We start from the raw sequence: 18,823 nt of genomic DNA, 5'->3' as shown, positions 1-18,823 counted from the left end.
TTCCTCAGAGTCTGTCAAGCGTTTATTTTGAAGTTTTTCGTTTCACTTCAAACACTTGACTCGCTTCGATCTCTCGTAGCGGGAGGCGAATTCTACAGCGTTACAACCTGCTGTCAACCACCTTTTTTCACCGCTGACGATCTTTCGATCGAAGCACCTCCAGCCTGACCTGAAACGTCCAACTCACTGATATTCAAGGAGTTTTTCGTTCCTGCTACGCTGGAAGTGGGGCGAAGTATAAAGACTTCTGGAAACCCGTCAAGCGCTATTCGCAATAAATCTGTCACATCGGTCAAAAACGCTGAAAAACAAAAGAGGGAGGCCTTGCGGCCTCCCTCCTTTCAGCCCGACCTCAAAGGCTTGGGAATGCGAACTGCGATGCTTCATGGCTGGCGCGCTGCGGCCAACGCTGGGTGATCGCCTTGCGCCGGGTATAGAAGCGCACGCCATCCGGGCCGTAGGCATGCAGGTCGCCAAACAGCGAGCGCTTCCAGCCACCGAAGCTGTGATAGGCCACCGGCACCGGCAACGGAACGTTGACCCCCACCATGCCCACTTCGATCTCGTCGCAGAACAGACGCGCCGCTTCCCCATCACGGGTGAAGATGCAGGTGCCGTTGCCGTATTCATGATCGTTGATCAACTGCATGGCCTGCTCGAGGCTGTTCACCCGTACCACACACAGCACCGGGCCGAAGATCTCTTCCTTATAGATACGCGTCTCGGGGCTGACCCGATCGAACAGCGTACCGCCCACGAAGTAACCTTGCTCATGCCCCGCAACACTGTAGCCGCGGCCGTCCACCACCAATTCGGCACCGGCAGCCAGGCCGTCATCGATATAGCCAACCACCTTGTCGCGCGCAGCCGCAGTCACCAGCGGCCCCATGTCCAGACCGCAACTGGTACCGGCACCGATCTTCAGCGCCTTGATCTGCGGCACCAGCTTGGCCACCAGTGCATCGGCCACCTGGTCACCCACGCACACCGCTACCGAGATTGCCATGCAGCGTTCACCGCACGAACCGTACGCCGCGCCCATCAGTGCGCTGACCGCGTTGTCCAGGTCGGCATCGGGCATCAGCACCGCGTGGTTCTTCGCACCACCCAGCGCCTGCACACGCTTGCCACGACGAGTGCCCTCGGCATAGATGTACTCGGCAATCGGCGTGGAGCCCACAAAGCTCAGCGCCTTGACCTCTGGGGCTTCGATCAGCGCGTCCACCGCCACCTTGTCGCCATGCACCACGTTCAGCACGCCCTTGGGCAAGCCGGCTTCCAGCAACAGCTGGGCAATGAACAGCGACGAGCTCGGATCGCGCTCGGACGGTTTGAGAATGAAGCAGTTGCCACAGGCAATCGCCAGCGGGTACATCCACAGCGGCACCATGGCCGGGAAGTTGAACGGGGTGATCCCCGCAACGATGCCCAGCGGCTGGAAGTCGGACCATGCATCGATGTTCGGGCCCACGTTGCGGCTGTATTCGCCTTTGAGCACTTCGGGGGCAGCGCAGGCGAACTCGACGTTCTCGATACCGCGCTTGAGTTCACCCGCCGCATCCTCGAGGGTCTTGCCATGCTCTTCGCTGATCATCTGCGCAATGCGCGACTCGTTCTGCTCAAGCAGTTGCTTGAAGCGAAACATCACCTGGGCCCGCTTGGCCGGCGGGGTATTGCGCCAGGCCGGGAATGCCGACTTGGCCGAATCGATGGCCTGCTGCACGGTTTCCCGGCTGGCCAGCGCCACCTTGCGTACCGCCTGGCCGGTGGACGGGTTGAACACATCGGCGGTGCGCTCACCGCTTGAAACCATTTCACCGTGGATCAGATGCTGAACAATGCTCATGCAGAACTCCAGAAAGGGGGTTCAGGCGCGGCACCGCGCGCCTGCTTATATAAAGAGAGGGATCAGCCGACCTGGTTGATCGCTTCGCCCACCGCATCGAACAGGCGATCCAGTTCTTGCGGGGTGGTGTTGAAAGTCGGGCCGAACTGCAGGGTGTCGCCGCCGTAGCGAACATAGAAGCCGGCGTTCCACAGCTTCATGGCGATCTCGAACGGACGCACGATGGCATCCCCGTCCCGCGCGGCAATCTGGATGGCACCGGCCAGGCCGTAGTTGCGAATGTCGACGATGTTCTTCGCGCCCTTGACTCCGTGCAGCACACGTTCGAAATGCGGTGCCAGGTCGGCAGCCGACTGCACCAGGTTCTCCTTCTCCAGCAGGTCGAGTGCAGCCAGGCCGGCAGCGCAGGCAACCGGGTGCGCGGAGTAGGTGTAGCCGTGCGGGAATTCGACCGCGTATTCCGGGGTCGGCTGGTTCATGAAGGTCTGGTAGATCTCGCTGCTGGCGATCACCGCGCCCATCGGGATGGCGCCGTTGGTAACCTGCTTGGCGATACACATCAGGTCGGGCGTCACACCAAAGGCGTCGGCACCGAACATGGCACCCATACGGCCAAAACCGGTGATCACTTCGTCGAAGATCAGCAGAATGTTGTGCTGGTCGCAGATCTCGCGCAGGCGCTTGAGGTAGCCCTTGGGCGGTGGCAGTACACCGGCGGAGCCGGCCAGCGGCTCGACGATCAGTGCCGCGATGTTCGACGCATCGTGCAGCTCGATCAGCTTGAGCATCTCGTCGGCCAGGGCGATACCGCCCTCCTCCGGCATCCCCTTGCTGAATGCGTTGCCCGGCAGCAGGGTGTGCGGGATATGGTCCACATCCAGCAACTGGCCGAACATCTTGCGGTTGCCGTTGACGCCGCCCAGGCTGGTGCCGGCGATGTTCACGCCGTGGTAGCCACGGGCACGGCCGATCAGCTTGGTCTTGGTCGCCTGGCCTTTGAGGCGCCAGTAGGCACGCACCATCTTCAGCGCGGTATCGGCGCATTCGGAACCGGAGTTGGTATAGAAGACGTGGTTCAGGTTGCCCGGGGTCAGGTCGGTGATCTTCTCGGCCAGCTGGAACGACAGCGGGTGGCCGAACTGGAAGGCCGGCGAATAATCCAGCACACCCAGCTGACGCGACACCGCTTCCTGAATCTGCTTGCGGGTATGCCCGGCGCCGCAGGTCCACAGCCCCGACAGCGCATCATAGATCTTGCGCCCCTTGTCATCCGTCAGGTAGCTGCCTTCGGCGGCGACGATCAGGCGCGGGTCGCGCTGAAAGTTGCGGTTGGCGGTATAGGGCATCCAGTGCGCATCCAGCTTGAGCTGGCTGGCAAGGCCGAGGGGAGCGTTTTCAGGCAGATTCATGGGACAAACCTCGCAAGGCAATGAGCAACATGAGGGAGGCAAACGTTGTTGCAGCTAAGTTGTCACGGGGATAAAGTCTGAAAAAGCCTACTTTTCTAATCTTCAGTTAGCTGGACACTAAACTATGAGCCGTCGCCCGGAGCCGCTTGCGCAGGTCAGTGATTTCGACATCCGTCTGTTGAAAATCTACCGCAGCGTGGTGGAATGCGGCGGCTTCTCCGCAGCCGAGAACGTGCTGGGCATCGGCCGCTCGGCCATCAGCCAGCAGATGAGCGACCTGGAGCAACGCCTGGGCCTGCGCCTGTGCCAGCGCGGCCGTGCCGGGTTCTCGCTGACCGAAGAGGGCCGCGAGGTGTACCAGAGCGCCCTGCAACTGCTCGGCGCGCTGGAAAGCTTTCGCACCGAGGTCAACGGCCTGCACCAGCACTTGCGCGGCGAGCTGAACATCGGCCTCACCGACAACCTGGTGACGCTGCCGCACATGCGCATCACCCATGCCCTGGCGCAGCTCAAGGACCGGGGGCCGGAGGTACGCATCCAGATCCGCATGATCGCTCCCAGCCAGGTCGAACAGGGCGTGCTCGACGGCAGCCTGCACGTCGGCGTGGTCCCCCAGACCAGCCCGCTGTCGGGGCTCGAGTACCAGCCACTGTACAGTGAGCGCTCACTGCTCTATTGCGCGGTCGGGCACCCGCTGTTCTATGCCGATGACCGCCAGCTGGACGACGACCGCCTCAACAGCCAGGACGCGATCGCCCCCACCTTCCGCCTGCCGGCCGAGATCCAGGCCCAGTATCAGGACCTGCACTGCACCGCCAGCGCCTCGGACCGCGAAGGCATGGCGTTCCTGATTCTTACCGGGCGCTACATCGGCTACCTGCCCGACCACTACGCCAACGCCTGGGTACAGCAGGGGCGCCTGCGCGCCCTCAAACCCGACGAACGCTTCTATGACCTGAGCCTGTGCTGGGTTACCCGCAAGGGACGGCGCCCGCACCTGGTGCTCGAGAGCTTCCTGGACAGCCTGGCGGCCACCCGCTGATGCGGTTTATCGGCTTTTTCGCCGATGAGCGCTTGCCCGCCTGCCACGGCTGGGTTATCAGTGCATGTGCCACACTACCCCGCTCTGTCCGGAATCGCCCATGACCTTCGAAGTCCCCGCACACCGCCTCCAGGCTGCCAGGCCTGCCGGCCGTATCCGCCAGAAGAACGAGCAGGCCATCATCCAGGCTGCCGAAGACGAGTTCGCCCGTCATGGCTTCAAGGGCACCAGCATGAACACCATCGCGCTGAACGCCGGGCTGCCCAAGGCCAACCTGCACTATTACTTCACCAACAAGCTGGGCCTGTACGTGGCGGTGCTGAGCAACATCATCGAGTTGTGGGACAGCACCTTCAACACCCTGAGTGCCGACGACGACCCGGCCGAGGCGCTGAGCCGCTACATTCGCGCCAAGATGGAGTTCTCGCGGCGCAACCCGCAGGCCTCGCGGATCTTCGCCATGGAGATCATCAGCGGCGGCCAGTGCCTGACCGACTACTTCAGCCAGGACTACCGCGACTGGTTCAAGGGCCGGGCCGCCGTGTTCGAAAGCTGGATGAATGCCGGCAAGATGGACCGCCTCGACCCGGTACACCTGATCTTCCTGCTCTGGGGCAGCACCCAGCACTATGCCGACTTCTCCACACAGATCTGCCAGGTAACCGGCCGCAGCCGCCTGACCAAGCAGGACATGGAAGACGCCAGCAACAACCTTATCCACATCATCCTCAAAGGCTGTGGCCTGACCCCACCGAACTGAACCCTGCTTATGCCTTTTACCCTGTTGGACACTTGCGAGTTTCGCGAAGAGATCCGCAAGAGCCGCTTCATCACCCTGGCCGGCCCCATCAGCAGCCCGGCCGAGGCCCAGGCCTTCATCGAACGGCACAGCGACCTGGCCGCCACCCACAACTGCTGGGCCTGGAAACTGGGGGCGCAGTACCGCAGCAGCGACGACGGCGAACCCGGCGGTACGGCCGGGCGCCCGATCCTGGCGGCCATCGAGGCGCAGGACTGCGACCAGGTAGTGGTGCTGGTGATTCGCTGGTACGGCGGCATTCAGCTGGGCACCGGTGGACTGGCCCGGGCCTATGGCGGTGGCGCCAACAAGTGCCTGCAACAGGCCGAAAAGCGCCTGCTGGTAAGCCGTGTCGAGCTGCACTGCAGTTGCGCATTCAGCGAACTGGCCCTGCTCAAGCTACGCGTCGCCGAAGCCGACGGCCTGGTGATGGACGAGCAGTTCACCGCCAACGGTGTCGACCTGTTGCTGGCGCTTGGCGAGGAGCAGATCGAACCGGTGCAACGACAACTGGCCGACCTGAGCCGCGGGCGCATTCTGCTCGAACGGCGCTGACACTTGCCCACATCCACTGTGGGCCCGGCTGTGGATAACCTCTTAGCACTCGGCTGCAGCCCTTCTGGATCAAGGCTCACAGAGAAACGATCATATTTTGATCAAGGTTTGATGACAGGCCATCAAGCGGCGTCGAATCAGTGACTTATCCCCAGCCAGGTGTCCTTTAGGGCCGGCTCCATGGCCACAGAACCGTGCCTGGCGCTTGCACACAAATACTGTGGAGCAAGCTGTGGATAAACCGTGAGCGCCTGCGCCAAAGGCCTGCCGGCCAATGCTCAGCGTCGATTGATCATTTTATGAGCAGCCTCCAGGCCATGCTACGCTGCGTATCCTCTGCCCACCTGTACGGAGTTATCCCATGACCGCCCCCAAAACCGCACTGATCATTGGCGCATCCCGTGGCCTGGGCCTTGGCCTTGTGCAGCGCCTGCGCGAGCAGGGCTGGAACGTGACCGCCACCGTTCGGGACCCTGCCAAGGCCCCTGCGCTGGCCGCGGTGCCCGGCGTACAGGTCGAGACCCTGGAAATGAACAGCACCGATCAGCTCGATGCACTGCAGGCGCGCCTCAAGGGTCAGACCTTCGACCTGCTGTTCGTCAATGCGGGGGTCAAGGGCCCTGATGACCAGAACCCGGAGCGGGTACAACTGGCGGATATCGGCGAACTGTTCATGACCAACAGCGTCGCGCCGATTCGCGTGGCGCAGCGCTTGAGCCCGCAGCTCAACGACAAGGGTGGGGTCATCGCCTTCATGAGCTCGGTGCTGGGCAGCGTGAGCATCCCCGACGCGCCCGACCTGGCCCTGTACAAGGCCAGCAAGGCTGCGCTCAATTCCATGATCAACAGCTTCGTCGTGCAGCTGGGCGACACCGGCCTGACCGTGCTGGCCATGCACCCGGGCTGGGTCCAGACCGACATGGGCGGCGAAGGCGCTGAAATCGACGTGCCTACCAGCACGGGCGGGATGGTTGAACAGGTCACCCTCAACAGCGGCAAGGGTGGCCTGCATTTCATCAACTACAAGGGCGAGAAACTGATCTGGTGATCTGACGCGCGGTGGGTGTAGACTCGGCCCTTCGCCCACCGCGGCGGACCTGGATCAGCAGACAGGGCAACACTGAGCTGGCTAACCTGAACCCACTTTCAGAGGAGCCGGCACCATGCCTGCGACCCGTATCTGGTTGAAAAACCCGCTTGCCATCTTTACCGCCAACACCCTCGACGCCCGTGGCGGCCTGGTGCTCGAAGGCGGCATCATCCGCGAAGTCCTCGGCCTCGGCCAAACCCCCGCCACACCTTGCCAGCAAACCTTCGATGCCCGTGAGCACGTGGTACTGCCAGGCCTGATCAACACCCACCACCACTTCTACCAGACCCTTACCCGTGCCTGGGCTCCGGTGGTCAACCAGCCGCTGTTCCCCTGGCTCAAGACGCTGTACCCGGTGTGGGCCCGGCTCACCCCGGCCAAGCTGGAGCTGGCGACCCAGGTAGCCCTGGCCGAACTGCTGCTGTCGGGCTGCACCACCGCTGCCGACCACCACTACCTGTTCCCCGACGGCCTGGAAAACGCCATCGACGTACAAGTGGAGAGTGTGCGCAAACTCGGCATGCGCGCCATGCTCACCCGCGGTTCCATGAGCCTGGGTGAAGCCGATGGTGGCCTGCCACCGCAGCAGACGGTGCAGCAGGGCGAGGTGATCCTGGCCGACAGCCAACGACTTATCCACAGTTACCACGAGCGTGACGCGGGCGCGCAGATCCAGATCGCCCTGGCCCCCTGCTCACCGTTCTCGGTCACGCCCGAAATCATGCGCGCCAGCGCGACCCTGGCCCAAGAGCTGGACGTGCGCCTGCACACGCACCTGGCCGAAACCCTCGACGAGGAGGACTTCTGCCTGCAGCGCTTTGGCCTGCGTACCGTCGACTATCTGGACAGTGTCGGCTGGCTCGGCCCGCGCACCTGGCTGGCCCACGGCATCCACTTCAACCCCGACGAGATTGCCCGCCTGGGCGCTGCCGGCACCGGCATCTGCCATTGCCCCAGCTCCAACATGCGCCTGGCATCGGGCATCTGCCCCACCGTGGATCTGACCGACGCGGGTGCGCCAGTGGGCCTGGGTGTGGATGGCTCGGCCTCCAACGATGCGTCCAACATGATCCTCGAAACCCGCCAGGCCCTGTACCTGCAGCGCCTGCGCTACGGTGCCGAGGCCATCACCCCCGAGCGCGTGCTGGGCTGGGCCACACGAGGTTCGGCGCAACTGCTGGGGCGCGACGACATCGGCGAGCTGGCCGTGGGCAAGCAGGCCGACCTGGCCCTGTTCAAGCTGGATGAACTGCGTTTTTCCGGCAGCCATGATCCGCTCTCGGCCCTGCTGCTGTGCGGTGCCGACCGGGCCGACCGAGTGATGGTCGGCGGCCGGTGGCGAGTGATCGATGGCCAGATCGAAGGGCTGGACGTGAAGGGCCTGATCGCCGATCACCGCCAGGCCGCCGCGCAACTGATCGCCGGCTAGGCAGCTACAGGCCCAGCAGCGCCAGCATGATGAACGTGGCGAACAGCACGAAGTGGGTCATGCCCTCGATCGCGTTGGTTTCGCCATCGTTCAGGTTGATGGCGCTGACGATCAGCGTGATGAAGATCATCACCGTCTGCACCGGGGTCATGGCCATCTGGAACGGCTGACCGGTGTACAGGGCCATGGCCTCCATCAGCGGCACGGTGAGGATCACCGTCGACAGCGAGGCCCCCAGGGCGATATTGACCACCGATTGCATGCGGTTGGCCAGCGCCGCGCGCAATGCGGTGAGAATCTCCGGCGCGGCAGAGATGGCCGCTACCACGATTGCCGTCAGTACCGGCGGTGCTCCGCTGCCCTCCAGGCCATAGTCCAGGGTCTTGGACATGACTTCGGCCAGCAGGCCGATCACCACCACCCCCGAAATCAGAATCGCGATCGATCGCGCCTTGTGGCCGCCCGGCGTCCCTGCCACCGGGTCGCGGCGTTTCTTCTGCGGGTAGCTGTAGCTGAAAAAGTAGCTGTGCGGCCCCACCTGCATGCGCAGAAACAGCGTATACAGCACCACCATCGCGCCGATGGTGAAGGCCGAATACAGATGCCACTGGGCTTCGGGGATGAACTCGGGCACCACCATCGACACGCCCATCGCGGTCATGATCATCACGCTGTAGGTGCGTGCCGAATCGTCGTTGTAGCTCTGCTCGCCGTGCTTGAGCCCGCCCATCAACGCGGCCAGGCCCAGGATCCCGTTGATATCGAGCATCACCGCCGAGTAGATGGTGTCGCGCACCAGCGTCGGCGAAGCCTCATTGCTCATCATGATGGCCAGGATCACCACCTCCACCAAGACCGCCGACAGGGTCAGGATCATGGTGCCGTAGGGGTCGCCGACCTTTTCCGCCAGCAGCTCGGCATGCTGTGCAACCCGCATCGAGGCGCACACGATCGCCCCCACCAGCGCGAACCCGGCCAACAACGCCACGCCATGGCCGTGCCCCAGCAACAACGGCTCCAATGGCCAGGCCAGCAGGGCGGTCACCACGGCCAGCAGCAAGAGCTTTTCCTGGGTCAGTAGCTTGAGCATCGGCGGCCTTGAACAGAAGGGGTGTGGCTAGAGACTGTAGCTGCTGTGGAAGGTTTCCTGCTGCCGGACCATCCGGCCAGGTTTCGCGCCGCCCCTCGTCAACCGCTGTAGAATGGCGCGCAACCGCACCTTGATGAGAACACGCTATGTACGACTGGCTTAACGCGCTGCCCAAGGCAGAATTGCACCTGCACCTGGAGGGATCGCTCGAGCCCGAACTGCTGTTCGCTCTGGCCGAACGCAATGGCATCGCCCTGCCCTGGAACGATGTGGAGGCCCTGCGCGCGGCCTATGCGTTCAACAACCTGCAGGAGTTCCTCGACCTGTACTACCAGGGCGCCGACGTGCTGCGCACCGAGCAGGACTTCTACGATCTTACCTGGGCCTACCTGCTGCGCTGCAAGGCACAGAACGTGATCCACACCGAACCGTTCTTCGACCCCCAGACCCATACCGACCGGGGCATCCCGTTCGAGGTGGTACTGGCCGGCATAAGCGCAGCCCTCAAGGATGGCCAGCGCAAGCTGGGCATCAGCAGTGGCCTGATCCTGAGCTTCCTGCGCCACCTGAGCGAAGACGAGGCCCACGCCACCCTCGATCAGGCCCTGCCCTTTCGCGATGCCTTCATCGCCGTGGGGCTGGACAGCTCGGAGCAAGGCCACCCGCCCAGCAAGTTCCAGCGCGTGTTCGACCGCGCCCGTAGCGAAGGCTTCCTGACGGTCGCGCACGCCGGCGAGGAAGGCCCGCCCGAGTACATCTGGGAAGCCCTGGACCTGCTCAAGATCCAGCGTATCGACCACGGCGTGCGCGCCATCGAGGACGAGCGCCTGATGCAGCGCATCATCGACGAACAGATCCCGCTGACCGTCTGCCCTCTGTCCAACACCAAACTGTGCGTGTTCGACCACATGCGCGAACACAACATCCTCGAGATGCTCGAGCGTGGCGTGAAGGTCACGGTGAACTCGGACGACCCAGCCTATTTCGGTGGCTACGTGACCGAGAACTTCCATGCCCTGCATACCCACCTCGGCATGACCCAGGACCAGGCCAGGCGTCTGGCGCAGAACAGCCTGGATGCGCGCCTGCTCAAGCCCTGACCTCTGCGCGGGCAGGTCGACCCATCACCGGTGGGTCGGCCTTGCCCGCCACCTGCGGCTACTCCCCCACCGCCAACGGCATGGGCGACTGTGCAATCAGCGGGATTTCACGCAACCCGGCGGGGGTGACGTGCAAGGCGCGCGAGTCACCGTTCATGCGCACCCAGCCCGACTGCACGAAAAGCCTGAGCAGGCTGCTGCCCAGAGCCCCGCCCAGGTGCGGGCGCTGCTCGCTCCACTCGCTGCAGCAACTGCACGCGCTGCAGGCTCTGCCCTCGCGCAGTGCCAATGCCTCGACGAAGATGCCAAAGTCGGCAAAGTGCAGGCGCCCCAGCGAGCTGACCTCCAACTGGCGGTCGCAGAGCTCCAGCCACTTGGCCTCCTGCAAGCGCTGGTACAGGTCGGCCGCCAGCTCACCGCCCAGGTGGTCACGGCACAAGCGTGCGCGGCGCATCGCCAGCGGGATCCCCGGCGCCTCCCGGCTGACACGCACGCCCTGACGAAAATGCTCGCGCACCGGCACACTGGCCAGCGCCTCCACAGCGGCGCCCACCTCCGGGGCTGCCAGCCGAAAATACCGTTTGCGCCCGCGCGCCTCTATCTTCAGCAACCCCCCTGCCAGCAGGCGCCCAAGGTGAGCGCAGGTGGAAGAAGGTGTCAGGCCGGTCATCCTGGCCAACTCGTCGGAGGGGCGGGCCAGACCGTCGATCAAGGCCCACAGCATGGCGCTGCGCTTGGGGTCAGCCAGCAGGCTGGCGATCACACTGATACTTGCTACAGGTTTCATATCTGCACTCCCTGCGGATTCCGAAGACGTAACTTGCCCGCCCCTGCAATGGAAACGTCTCTTGCTGGTAACGACTGCGGGGGCAAGTATATGCCGGCCTGTAAGCACTTAAACGGCCTCTATCTCCGGCAAAATTGCCCGTTTTGGGCAACCATGTGGCCTTCTGCAAAGGTCACTTTCGGGTGGCGGGCCTTCCGCCCCTGGCACCACAGCCGCATGGGGGCGGCTTTCCCTGCAGAGCGAGGGTTGCGCTCAAGGGCCGATGAGCGCGCAACGCCCTACATCCAAGGTAAACAAGTCACTCAACCTAAAATGAAATGTATGACCCTGATCCAGCGCCCGACAGCCGGCCCTGCCTAGCCGGTCATCGCCAGCAGCGGCTCCAGCAGGTGCCGGCATCTGGCCTTGAGTTCGTCGCGCAGCAACTGCACAGGCTTGCCGAGCTGCGCCCGGTGGGTGCACAGCAGATTCAGCGGCGCAGCTTCACCCCGCACCCCGGGCAGCAGCACTTCGAGGCGCCCGGCCTTCACATCGGCTGCCACATCCAGCCATGACTTGTAGGCAATGCCCACACCTGCCACGGCCCAGCGCCGTACCACGTCGGCGTCGTCGCAAAAGCGGTCGCCACGCACCAGCACCGTCTGTGTCGCGGCCCCGTCACTGAAGCGCCACTGGTCATGCACACGGCCACCCAACTGGTACAGCAGGCAGTTGTGCTCGGCCAGCTGTGCAACCGTCGCCGGTTGGCCATGGCGCGCCAGATAATCAGGTGCGGCGCACAGCACCCGGCGGTTGTCGGGGCACAGGGGCAACGCCACCAGGCTCGAGTCTTCGGGGGTGCCGTAGCGCAGCGCCACATCCACCGGCTGGCGAAACAGGTCGGCATTGCGATCGCCCAGCAGCAGGCGCACGTTCAGCAATGGGTGCGCCTGCTGCAACTGGTCCAACCAGGGCAACAGCACATTGCGTCCGAAATCCGACGGTGCCGACAACTGCAGCACGCCGCTCACCTCGGCCTGGCCCTGAGCCAACGCCCGCCGCCCCTCCTCAAGGCTGGCCAAGGCTACCCGGGCGTGGTTGAGGAACCCCTCGCCTTCAGCGGTCAGGCGCAGACTGCGCGTCGAACGGGCCAGCAGGCGCACCTTCAATTGCGCCTCAAGGCGCTTGAGCGCTGCGCTCGCCACTGCCGGCGAAAGGTCCAGCTGGCGCGCAGCGGCCGACAGGCTGCCCAGTTCCGCAGCGCGCACGAACAGTTGCAGATCATCGGTACGCAGCACTTGTCGGCCTCATTATCAAAAACAAATTGAAAGTATCTGCCGTTTTATCGGGTTTTAACCCCAAGTGAAAGCACTGATGATGGCGGCACTCCCCCCTCAAGGACCTCTTCATGAAAGCCATTGCCTACTATCAATCGTTGCCGATCGCCGACCCCGCCGCGCTGCAGGACATCGAGCTGCCCGCCCCGCAGCCTGGCCCGCGCGACCTGCTGGCGCAGGTGCACGCCATCTCGGTCAACCCGGTCGACACCAAGGTGCGCCAGAACGTGCAACCCGAGGCCGGCGTGGCCAAGGTGCTGGGGTGGGACGTTGCCGGTGTGGTCAAGGCGGTGGGCAGCGAGGTCAGCCTGTTCCAGCCTGGCGACAAGGTCTACTACGCAGGCTCCATCGCCCGCGCCGGGGGCAACAGCGAGCTGCACGTGGTCGACGAGCGCATCGTCGGGCACATGCCCCGAACCCTGGGTTTCGCCGAAGCCGCCGCATTGCCGCTGACCGCCATTACCGCCTGGGAGCTGCTGTTCGAACGCCTGCAGATCGCCGAAGGCAAGGCCGACCTGGGCCAGAGCCTGCTGATCGTCGGTGGCGCCGGCGGCGTCGGTTCGATCCTGACTCAACTGGCCAGTCAACTGACCGGGCTCAAGGTCATCGCCAGCGCTTCACGTCCCGAAACCCAGGCCTGGGTAAGGGAGCTGGGCGCCGATGTGGTAGCCGATCACCGTCAGCCACTGGCCCAGGCCCTGAAGGCGCAGGGTATCGATAGCGTTACCCACGTTGCCAGCCTGACGCAGACCGACCAGCACCTGGACCAGCTGGTCGAGGCACTCGCCCCGCAGGGCAAGCTGGCGCTGATCGACGACCCCAAGCAGTTGGACGTGACCAAGCTCAAGCGCAAGAGCCTGTCGCTGCACTGGGAATTCATGTACACCCGCTCGCTGTTCGAAACCGCCGACATGCAGGCGCAGCACACGCTGCTCAACCGCGTGGCCGAGCTGATCGACGCAGGCACCCTCAAGACCACCCTGGGCGAGCATTTCGGCCCGATCAATGCAGCCAACCTGCGCCGGGCCCATGCGCTGCTCGAAAGCGGTGCAGCCAAGGGCAAGATCGTGCTGGAAGGGTTCTGAGCCCCTCCGGGCCCCGGCATGACCGTCAGTCAGTACACTGACGCCGGTCATGCCGGGGCCCGGTCGCGGCGCTACAATGCTGCTGCATTTACCCAACCACACAGGTAGGCAGCGATGAAGATTATCGTCAGTGCATCAGCCCGCAAACCCGGGTGCCCGTGGCAGGTTCAGCTCGACCAGCATGTGGTCAGCTTTCGCAGCGAGGCCGAGGCTCGCGCCTTTGTCGACACCCTGCAACAACGCTTGCGGGCCCCGCACCCGCTCAAGCAGGTCGGCTGAGCTGCAGGCGTCGGGTCAACATAGCCACGCCCACCGCCGCCGCACCGCACAGGCTGATGACCAGCGCCATCGGCAGCGCGCTGCCGTCATGCAGCACTCCCACCAGGGCAGCCGCACCCGCCGCCACGCTGAACTGCACGCACCCCAGCAACGCCGAGGCACTGCCGGCGCGGGCACCCTGCCCGCTCATGGCGCAGGCCGAGGCGTTGGGGATGATGCAGCCAAGGCTGGCAATGCACACGAACAGCGGCACCAGCAACGGCCACAGCGCCTGCGTATGCAGCGCGCTGATTCCCAGCAGCACCAGCCCGGCCGCCAGGTATACCCACACCGTGCGGGCCAGCAAAAAGGCAGGCCCACGCTTGGCCAGCAATCGCGCATTCACCTGCCCCACCAGGATGAAGCCCGCCGCATTGCTGCCGAACAGCCAGCCGTAATGTTCGGCCGGTACGCCATAAAGCTTGATGAACACGAAGGGCGACCCGGCGATATAGGCGAACATGCCGGCAATCGCGATGCCGCCGGTCAGTGCATGCCCCATGAACACGCGGTCCTTGAGCAGGCGCCCGTATTGGCGCAACGCCCCCGACAGCGGCTGGCGTGGTTGGTTGGAAGGCAGGCTCTCCGGCAGGCCCAGGGCAACGGCCAGCGTACAGCCGGCGCTGAACAGGGTGAGCGCGAGGAAGATCGACTGCCAGCCATACAGGTTGACCAGCACCCCGCCCAGCATCGGGGCAAGGATCGGCGCCAGGCCCATCACCAGCATCAGTTGCGAGAACACCTTGGCCGAAGCCACTGCATCACACTTGTCGCTGACGATGGCCCGCGACAGCACCATCCCTGCGCAACCACCCAGGGCCTGTACAAAACGCGCGGCGATCAGGGCGTCCAGGCTCGGTGCAAAGGCACAGGCCAGCGACGCCAGGGTAAACAGGGTCACCCCGACCAGCAGCGGAATGCGTCGACCGAAGCGGTCGGCCACCGGGCCATAGGCCAGCTGCCCCAGCGACAGGCCCAGGAAATAGGCAGCCAGAGTGGTCTGGATGTGTTTTTCGTCGGTCGCAAAGGCCAGGGCCATTGCCGGGAAGCCGGGCAAGTAGAAATCGATCGCCAACGGCCCGAACGCACTGAGTGCGCCGAGGATCAGGATGGTGCGCAGGTTCATCGGGAATCCATAGCAGGCTAAGCAAGTGCCTTAGTCTAACCGGGCTGCCATGGATAAGCCGCGAATCTTTTGCCGAATTCGCTGGCACGTGCGCCCCTTGTTGGAGCCGGCCTTGCCGTCGACCGAGCGCGCAGCGCTCGCACACCGGAATGCACAGTGCAGCAGACACACCGCCCATGCAGGGTCGGTAGCCGCTTCGCGCCGGTTCGCCAGCAAGGCTGGCTCCTACAGGCGAAGCGGCTACCGGCTTGTTCAGGCCACAAGCTCGGCCTTGTAACCCTCATCGACAATCGCCTGCACGATCTGCGGTGCCTGCAGCGAACTGTCGACGCGCACCTGCTTGCTGGCCAGATCCACCTCTACGATGGCCTGTGCATCCTGGCTCTGTACCGCACGGGTCACGGCCTTCACACAGTGGCCACAGGTCATGCCTTGAACAGTGAATACTTGCATGGGAACTACCTCCTTGGGATTTGAGCGCAGTCTCAAGCTTGCCATCGGGGCAAGGTCAAGTGCATGCCGAACTGGAAATCCGCGCCAAGCTCGGCCAAGCTGCGCCCTTGTCGAACGATCAGCAGGAGATTCATTCATGGGCAGGGCAGCATTGGGCCTTATCGGTTTGCTCGGGTTGTGCAGCATCGTGCCCCTGGCCAGCGCCGAAGGGCCGTCGGACTACAGCGTGTTGATCATTTCCCGCGAGCGTCTGGAGGTCGCCACGTCCTGCGAGATCGGCATCTATCTCAACGACCAGCTGTCGGCGCGACTGTTCCAGGAACACTCCACCTCGTTCAACCTGCCGGGCGGCCCGGTGAACGTGCGCCTGCGCCTGCTTCCCGGGCAGGCACCGGGCTGCAACAACGGCATCGAGAACCAGCGCAGCACGCGAATCAACGTACTGGCGGGCCAGGTCAACAAGTACCGCATCGTCATGGACAACAATGGCCTCAGCCTGAAGAAGGCCGCTCTGGGCTATTGACCTTGCCAATGGGGTAAGGTTGATGCTTGGCGCCTGTCCAAGGAGGAGAGCCCCATGTCCGCATCAACCACCTTCGATCTGCCGATTCAAGGCATGACCTGCGCCAGCTGCGCCGGTCGTGTCGAGCGCGCCCTGCGCAAAGTCGCCGGCGCCGAACACGTCAGCGTCAACCTCGCCACCGAACACGCCCGGGTGCAAGCCCCTGCCGACGCCCTGCCGGCACTGGTCGACGCCGTCAGCCAGGCCGGTTACAGCGTGCCCGCCCAGAGCCTCGAACTGCAGATTGGCGGCATGACCTGCGCCAGCTGTGCCGGGCGCGTGGAGCGGGCCTTGAACAAGGTGCCCGGCGTACAGCGGGTCAGCGTCAACCTGGCCAACGAGCGCGCGCACATCGAGCTGCTGGGGCAGGTCGACAGCGCGCTGCTGATCGACGCGGTGACCCAGGCAGGTTACACGGCCAGCCTGCCGCAAGCGGGCAAGGCCGACCAGGCCGACGCCGAGCGACGCCTGCGCAAGGAGCGCTGGTCGGTCGGCCTGGCCATACTGCTGGCCCTGCCGCTGGTGCTGCCGATGCTGCTGCAGCCCTTCGGCATCCACTGGATGCTGCCGGCCTGGGCACAGTTCGTACTGGCCACCCCCGTGCAGTTCATCCTGGGCGCACGCTTCTATGTCGCGGCCTGGAAGGCGGTACGCGCCGGGGCCGGCAACATGGACCTGCTGGTAGCCCTGGGCACCAGCGCCGGTTACGGCCTGAGCCTGTACGAATGGGCACGGGCCACTGCAGGCAGCATGCCGCACCTGTATTTCGAAGCCTCGGCGGTAGTCATCGCCCTGGTGCTGCTGGGCAAGTACCTGGAAAGCCGCGCCAAGCGCCAGACCGCCAGTGCCATCCGCGCCCTCGAAGCCCTGCGCCCTGAGCGCGCCCTGCAGGTGATCGACGGCCAGGAGCGCGACGTACCCATCAGCGCCCTGCGCCTGCATGACCTGGTGCGCGTGCTGCCTGGCGAACGCTTCCCGGTGGACGGTGAGGTGATCGAGGGCCAGAGCCATGCCGACGAAGCCCTGATCAGCGGCGAAAGCCTGCCCGTGCCCAAGCAGCCGGGCGACCGCGTGACCGGCGGCGCCATCAACGGCGAAGGCCGCCTGCTGGTAAGTGTGCTGGCCCTGGGTACTGAAACCGTGCTGGCGCGCATCATCCGCCTGGTCGAAGACGCCCAGGCCGCCAAGGCCCCCATCCAGAAACTGGTCGACCGGGTCAGCCAAGTGTTCGTGCCAGCCGTGCTGGTGCTGGCCCTGGCAACCCTGGTCGGCTGGTGGCTGGCCGGCGCGCCAATCGAAACCGCGCTGATCAATGCCGTGGCCGTGCTGGTCATCGCCTGCCCCTGTGCCCTGGGCCTGGCCACACCCACCGCGATCATGGCCGGTACCGGCGTGGCCGCGCGCCACGGCATCCTGATCAAGGACGCCGAAGCGCTGGAGCGTGCCCATGCAGTCAACCGCGTGGTGTTCGACAAGACCGGCACCCTCACTTCCGGCAGCCCGCGCATCGTTCACAGCAAGGCCCAGGGCATCGAGGCAGGCGAACTGCTGCAACTGGCCGGCGCCCTGCAACGCGGCAGCGAACACCCGCTGGCCAAGGCGGTACTGGATGCCTGCCAGGAGCAGGGCCTGACCGTACCCGACATCGACGACAGCCAATCGCTGACCGGCCGCGGCATCGCCGGCCACCTCAATGGCCGCGACCTGGCCCTGGGCAACCGTCGCCTGCTGGAAGAAAGCGGCCTGCAACCGGGTGAACTCGCCACCAGCGCCCAGGCCTGGGAGGCCGAGGGGCGCACCTTGTCGTGGCTGATCGAGCGCGGTGCGCAACCACGGGTGCTGGGCCTGTTCGCCTTCGGCGACAGCCTCAAACCTGGCGCAGACGCCGCCGTACGCCAGCTGAGCCAACAGGGCATCAGCAGCCACCTGCTGACCGGCGACAACCGCGGTAGCGCCAAGGTGGTGGCCCAGGCCCTTGGCATCAATGACGTATACGCCGAGGTGCTGCCGGCCGACAAGGCCGCCACTGTTCTCGAACTGAAGAAATCGGGTGTGGTAGCGATGGTGGGTGATGGCATCAACGACGCGCCGGCCCTGGCCGCCGCCGACATCGGCATCGCCATGGGTGGCGGCACCGATGTGGCCATGCAGGCCGCCGGCATCACCCTGATGCGCGGCGACCCGCGCCTGGTACCGGCCGCCCTGGAGATCAGCCGCAAGACCTACGCCAAGATCCGCCAGAACCTGTTCTGGGCCTTCATCTATAACCTGATCGGTATTCCGCTGGCGGCCTTCGGCCTGCTCAACCCGGTGCTGGCCGGTGCGGCCATGGCCCTGTCGAGCGTCAGCGTGGTCAGCAACGCCTTGCTGCTCAAAACCTGGAAACCGCAAACGCCGCCACAGGACGATGCCCCATGAACATCGGACAAGCCGCCAAACGTACCGGCCTGAGCGCCAAGATGATCCGCTACTACGAGTCCATCGGCCTGCTCAAGCCGGCCTCGCGCAGCGACAGTGGCTACCGCCTCTACCAGCAGGACGACCTGCACGCGCTGGCATTCATCAAGCGCTCGCGAGACCTGGGGTTTTCATTGGAGGAAGTGGCCAAACTGCTGACCTTGTGGCAGGACCGCCAGCGCGCCAGCGCCGACGTGAAAGCCCTGGCCAACGAGCATATAGCCGACCTGAACCGGCGCATCGACGAGCTGGTGAGCCTGCGCGATACGCTGAGCGAGCTGGTCGCCCACTGCCAGGGGGACGATCGCCCCGACTGCCCGATCCTCAAGGACCTGGCAGCCGGCAGCTGCTGTCACTAG

18 protein-coding genes are annotated in these 18,823 nt (G+C 64.6%); 11 read left to right on the top strand and 7 right to left on the bottom strand.

Annotated elements, in window-relative coordinates; translation table 11 throughout:
* Positions 1 to 352: 352 nt before the first annotated feature.
* Together MF6396_RS22105 and MF6396_RS22100 are read right to left on the bottom strand one after the other, a co-directional pair.
* Positions 353 to 1,846 carry a CoA-acylating methylmalonate-semialdehyde dehydrogenase gene (locus MF6396_RS22105; protein WP_078481572.1) on the bottom strand — a complete coding sequence of 498 codons (1,494 nt, stop codon included), beginning with the start codon at positions 1,844 to 1,846 and terminating at the stop codon, positions 353 to 355.
* Positions 1,847 to 1,908: 62 nt separating this feature from the next.
* Positions 1,909 to 3,255, bottom strand: coding sequence for an aspartate aminotransferase family protein (locus MF6396_RS22100; RefSeq protein ID WP_043860969.1), 1,347 nt, complete (start codon positions 3,253 to 3,255; stop codon positions 1,909 to 1,911).
* 124 nt (positions 3,256 to 3,379) lie between these two features.
* Here MF6396_RS22100 and MF6396_RS22095 point away from each other — a divergent pair, with 124 nt between their 5' ends.
* The 5 genes from MF6396_RS22095 to MF6396_RS22075 all read left to right on the top strand — a co-directional run bounded on the left by MF6396_RS22095 (position 3,380) and on the right by MF6396_RS22075 (position 8,170).
* On the top strand, positions 3,380 to 4,297 hold the full coding sequence (locus MF6396_RS22095; protein WP_043860968.1) for a LysR family transcriptional regulator: 918 nt from the start codon (positions 3,380 to 3,382) through the stop codon (positions 4,295 to 4,297).
* 100 nt (positions 4,298 to 4,397) lie between these two features.
* Positions 4,398 to 5,057 carry a TetR/AcrR family transcriptional regulator gene (locus MF6396_RS22090; protein ID WP_043860967.1) on the top strand — a complete coding sequence of 220 codons (660 nt, stop codon included), beginning with the start codon at positions 4,398 to 4,400 and terminating at the stop codon, positions 5,055 to 5,057.
* A gap of 9 nt (positions 5,058 to 5,066) precedes the next feature.
* Positions 5,067 to 5,651, top strand: a complete 585-nt coding sequence (locus MF6396_RS22085; protein WP_043860966.1) for an IMPACT family protein — start codon at positions 5,067 to 5,069, stop codon at positions 5,649 to 5,651.
* 361 nt (positions 5,652 to 6,012) lie between these two features.
* The gene (locus tag MF6396_RS22080) at positions 6,013 to 6,699 is read left to right on the top strand and encodes an SDR family oxidoreductase (RefSeq protein WP_058540774.1); all 687 of its coding nucleotides are present in this window, start codon (positions 6,013 to 6,015) and stop codon (positions 6,697 to 6,699) included.
* Between the two features lie 115 nt (positions 6,700 to 6,814).
* Positions 6,815 to 8,170 (top strand): 8-oxoguanine deaminase, encoded by a 1,356-nt coding sequence (locus tag MF6396_RS22075; RefSeq protein ID WP_078481571.1) that lies wholly within the window; start codon positions 6,815 to 6,817, stop codon positions 8,168 to 8,170.
* Between the two features lie 4 nt (positions 8,171 to 8,174).
* Here the strand turns inward: MF6396_RS22075 and MF6396_RS22070 are convergent, their stop codons facing one another.
* The gene (locus MF6396_RS22070) at positions 8,175 to 9,260 is read right to left on the bottom strand and encodes a calcium:proton antiporter (protein ID WP_043860963.1); all 1,086 of its coding nucleotides are present in this window, start codon (positions 9,258 to 9,260) and stop codon (positions 8,175 to 8,177) included.
* 146 nt (positions 9,261 to 9,406) lie between these two features.
* Between MF6396_RS22070 and MF6396_RS22065 the strand changes: the two genes are divergently transcribed.
* Positions 9,407 to 10,360: an adenosine deaminase gene (locus MF6396_RS22065; RefSeq protein ID WP_054916632.1), complete on the top strand. Its 954-nt coding sequence runs from the start codon at positions 9,407 to 9,409 to the stop codon at positions 10,358 to 10,360.
* A gap of 58 nt (positions 10,361 to 10,418) precedes the next feature.
* On the opposite strand, the gene MF6396_RS22060 is transcribed toward MF6396_RS22065, so the two are convergent.
* A complete protein-coding gene (locus MF6396_RS22060; protein ID WP_043860961.1) occupies positions 10,419 to 11,147 on the bottom strand; it encodes an ArsR/SmtB family transcription factor in 729 nt (242 codons plus the stop codon).
* Between the two features lie 356 nt (positions 11,148 to 11,503).
* Complete coding sequence (locus MF6396_RS22055) at positions 11,504 to 12,424, bottom strand: LysR family transcriptional regulator (protein WP_043860960.1); 921 nt, start codon at positions 12,422 to 12,424, stop codon at positions 11,504 to 11,506.
* Positions 12,425 to 12,534: 110 nt separating this feature from the next.
* Here MF6396_RS22055 and MF6396_RS22050 point away from each other — a divergent pair, with 110 nt between their 5' ends.
* Positions 12,535 to 13,548 carry a zinc-binding alcohol dehydrogenase family protein gene (locus MF6396_RS22050; protein ID WP_078481569.1) on the top strand — a complete coding sequence of 338 codons (1,014 nt, stop codon included), beginning with the start codon at positions 12,535 to 12,537 and terminating at the stop codon, positions 13,546 to 13,548.
* Between the two features lie 114 nt (positions 13,549 to 13,662).
* Complete coding sequence (locus MF6396_RS28700) at positions 13,663 to 13,827, top strand: sensor domain-containing protein (RefSeq protein ID WP_116052671.1); 165 nt, start codon at positions 13,663 to 13,665, stop codon at positions 13,825 to 13,827.
* Here the strand turns inward: MF6396_RS28700 and MF6396_RS22045 are convergent.
* Both MF6396_RS22045 and MF6396_RS22040 read right to left on the bottom strand, forming a co-directional pair.
* A complete protein-coding gene (locus tag MF6396_RS22045; protein WP_078481568.1) occupies positions 13,811 to 14,992 on the bottom strand; it encodes a multidrug effflux MFS transporter in 1,182 nt (393 codons plus the stop codon). The two genes, MF6396_RS28700 and MF6396_RS22045, sit on opposite strands and share 17 nt — an antisense overlap.
* Positions 14,993 to 15,244: 252 nt before the next feature.
* Complete coding sequence (locus MF6396_RS22040; protein WP_043860957.1) at positions 15,245 to 15,445, bottom strand: heavy-metal-associated domain-containing protein; 201 nt, start codon at positions 15,443 to 15,445, stop codon at positions 15,245 to 15,247.
* A 136-nt stretch (positions 15,446 to 15,581) separates the two neighbouring features.
* On the opposite strand from MF6396_RS22040, the gene MF6396_RS22035 reads away from it, so the two are divergent.
* From MF6396_RS22035 to cueR, 3 genes are read left to right on the top strand one after another with little or no spacing between them, the layout of a single operon-like run.
* A complete protein-coding gene (locus MF6396_RS22035; protein WP_054916634.1) occupies positions 15,582 to 15,968 on the top strand; it encodes a hypothetical protein in 387 nt (128 codons plus the stop codon).
* A 54-nt stretch (positions 15,969 to 16,022) separates the two neighbouring features.
* Positions 16,023 to 18,425: a heavy metal translocating P-type ATPase gene (locus MF6396_RS22030; protein ID WP_058540777.1), complete on the top strand. Its 2,403-nt coding sequence runs from the start codon at positions 16,023 to 16,025 to the stop codon at positions 18,423 to 18,425.
* Entirely contained in the window at positions 18,422 to 18,823 is a 402-nt protein-coding gene (gene cueR, locus MF6396_RS22025) for a Cu(I)-responsive transcriptional regulator (protein ID WP_043860954.1), read from the top strand. The genes MF6396_RS22030 and cueR overlap by 4 nt, the downstream gene beginning before the upstream one ends.

The sequence above is a fragment of the Pseudomonas sp. MF6396 genome, assembly GCF_002018915.1.
Classification (GTDB): domain Bacteria; phylum Pseudomonadota; class Gammaproteobacteria; order Pseudomonadales; family Pseudomonadaceae; genus Aquipseudomonas; species Aquipseudomonas palmensis.
The sequence above is the reverse complement of the archived record's forward strand: the minus strand, read 5'-3'. Positions and strand labels throughout refer to the sequence as shown.

Bases quoted from the DNA above. Each gene is read 5' to 3' on its own strand.
- MF6396_RS22105 (WP_078481572.1), bottom strand. From the start codon at position 1,846: ATGAGCATTGTTCAGCATCTGATCCACGGTGAAATGGTTTCAAGCGGT.
- MF6396_RS22100 (WP_043860969.1), bottom strand. From the start codon at position 3,255: ATGAATCTGCCTGAAAACGCTCCCCTCGGCCTTGCCAGCCAGCTCAAG.
- MF6396_RS22095 (WP_043860968.1), top strand. From the start codon at position 3,380: ATGAGCCGTCGCCCGGAGCCGCTTGCGCAGGTCAGTGATTTCGACATC.
- MF6396_RS22090 (WP_043860967.1), top strand. From the start codon at position 4,398: ATGACCTTCGAAGTCCCCGCACACCGCCTCCAGGCTGCCAGGCCTGCC.
- MF6396_RS22085 (WP_043860966.1), top strand. From the start codon at position 5,067: ATGCCTTTTACCCTGTTGGACACTTGCGAGTTTCGCGAAGAGATCCGC.
- MF6396_RS22080 (WP_058540774.1), top strand. From the start codon at position 6,013: ATGACCGCCCCCAAAACCGCACTGATCATTGGCGCATCCCGTGGCCTG.
- MF6396_RS22075 (WP_078481571.1), top strand. From the start codon at position 6,815: ATGCCTGCGACCCGTATCTGGTTGAAAAACCCGCTTGCCATCTTTACC.
- MF6396_RS22070 (WP_043860963.1), bottom strand. From the start codon at position 9,260: ATGCTCAAGCTACTGACCCAGGAAAAGCTCTTGCTGCTGGCCGTGGTG.
- MF6396_RS22065 (WP_054916632.1), top strand. From the start codon at position 9,407: ATGTACGACTGGCTTAACGCGCTGCCCAAGGCAGAATTGCACCTGCAC.
- MF6396_RS22060 (WP_043860961.1), bottom strand. From the start codon at position 11,147: ATGAAACCTGTAGCAAGTATCAGTGTGATCGCCAGCCTGCTGGCTGAC.
- MF6396_RS22050 (WP_078481569.1), top strand. From the start codon at position 12,535: ATGAAAGCCATTGCCTACTATCAATCGTTGCCGATCGCCGACCCCGCC.
- MF6396_RS28700 (WP_116052671.1), top strand. From the start codon at position 13,663: ATGAAGATTATCGTCAGTGCATCAGCCCGCAAACCCGGGTGCCCGTGG.
- MF6396_RS22045 (WP_078481568.1), bottom strand. From the start codon at position 14,992: ATGAACCTGCGCACCATCCTGATCCTCGGCGCACTCAGTGCGTTCGGG.
- MF6396_RS22040 (WP_043860957.1), bottom strand. From the start codon at position 15,445: ATGCAAGTATTCACTGTTCAAGGCATGACCTGTGGCCACTGTGTGAAG.
- MF6396_RS22035 (WP_054916634.1), top strand. From the start codon at position 15,582: ATGGGCAGGGCAGCATTGGGCCTTATCGGTTTGCTCGGGTTGTGCAGC.
- MF6396_RS22030 (WP_058540777.1), top strand. From the start codon at position 16,023: ATGTCCGCATCAACCACCTTCGATCTGCCGATTCAAGGCATGACCTGC.
- cueR (WP_043860954.1), top strand. From the start codon at position 18,422: ATGAACATCGGACAAGCCGCCAAACGTACCGGCCTGAGCGCCAAGATG.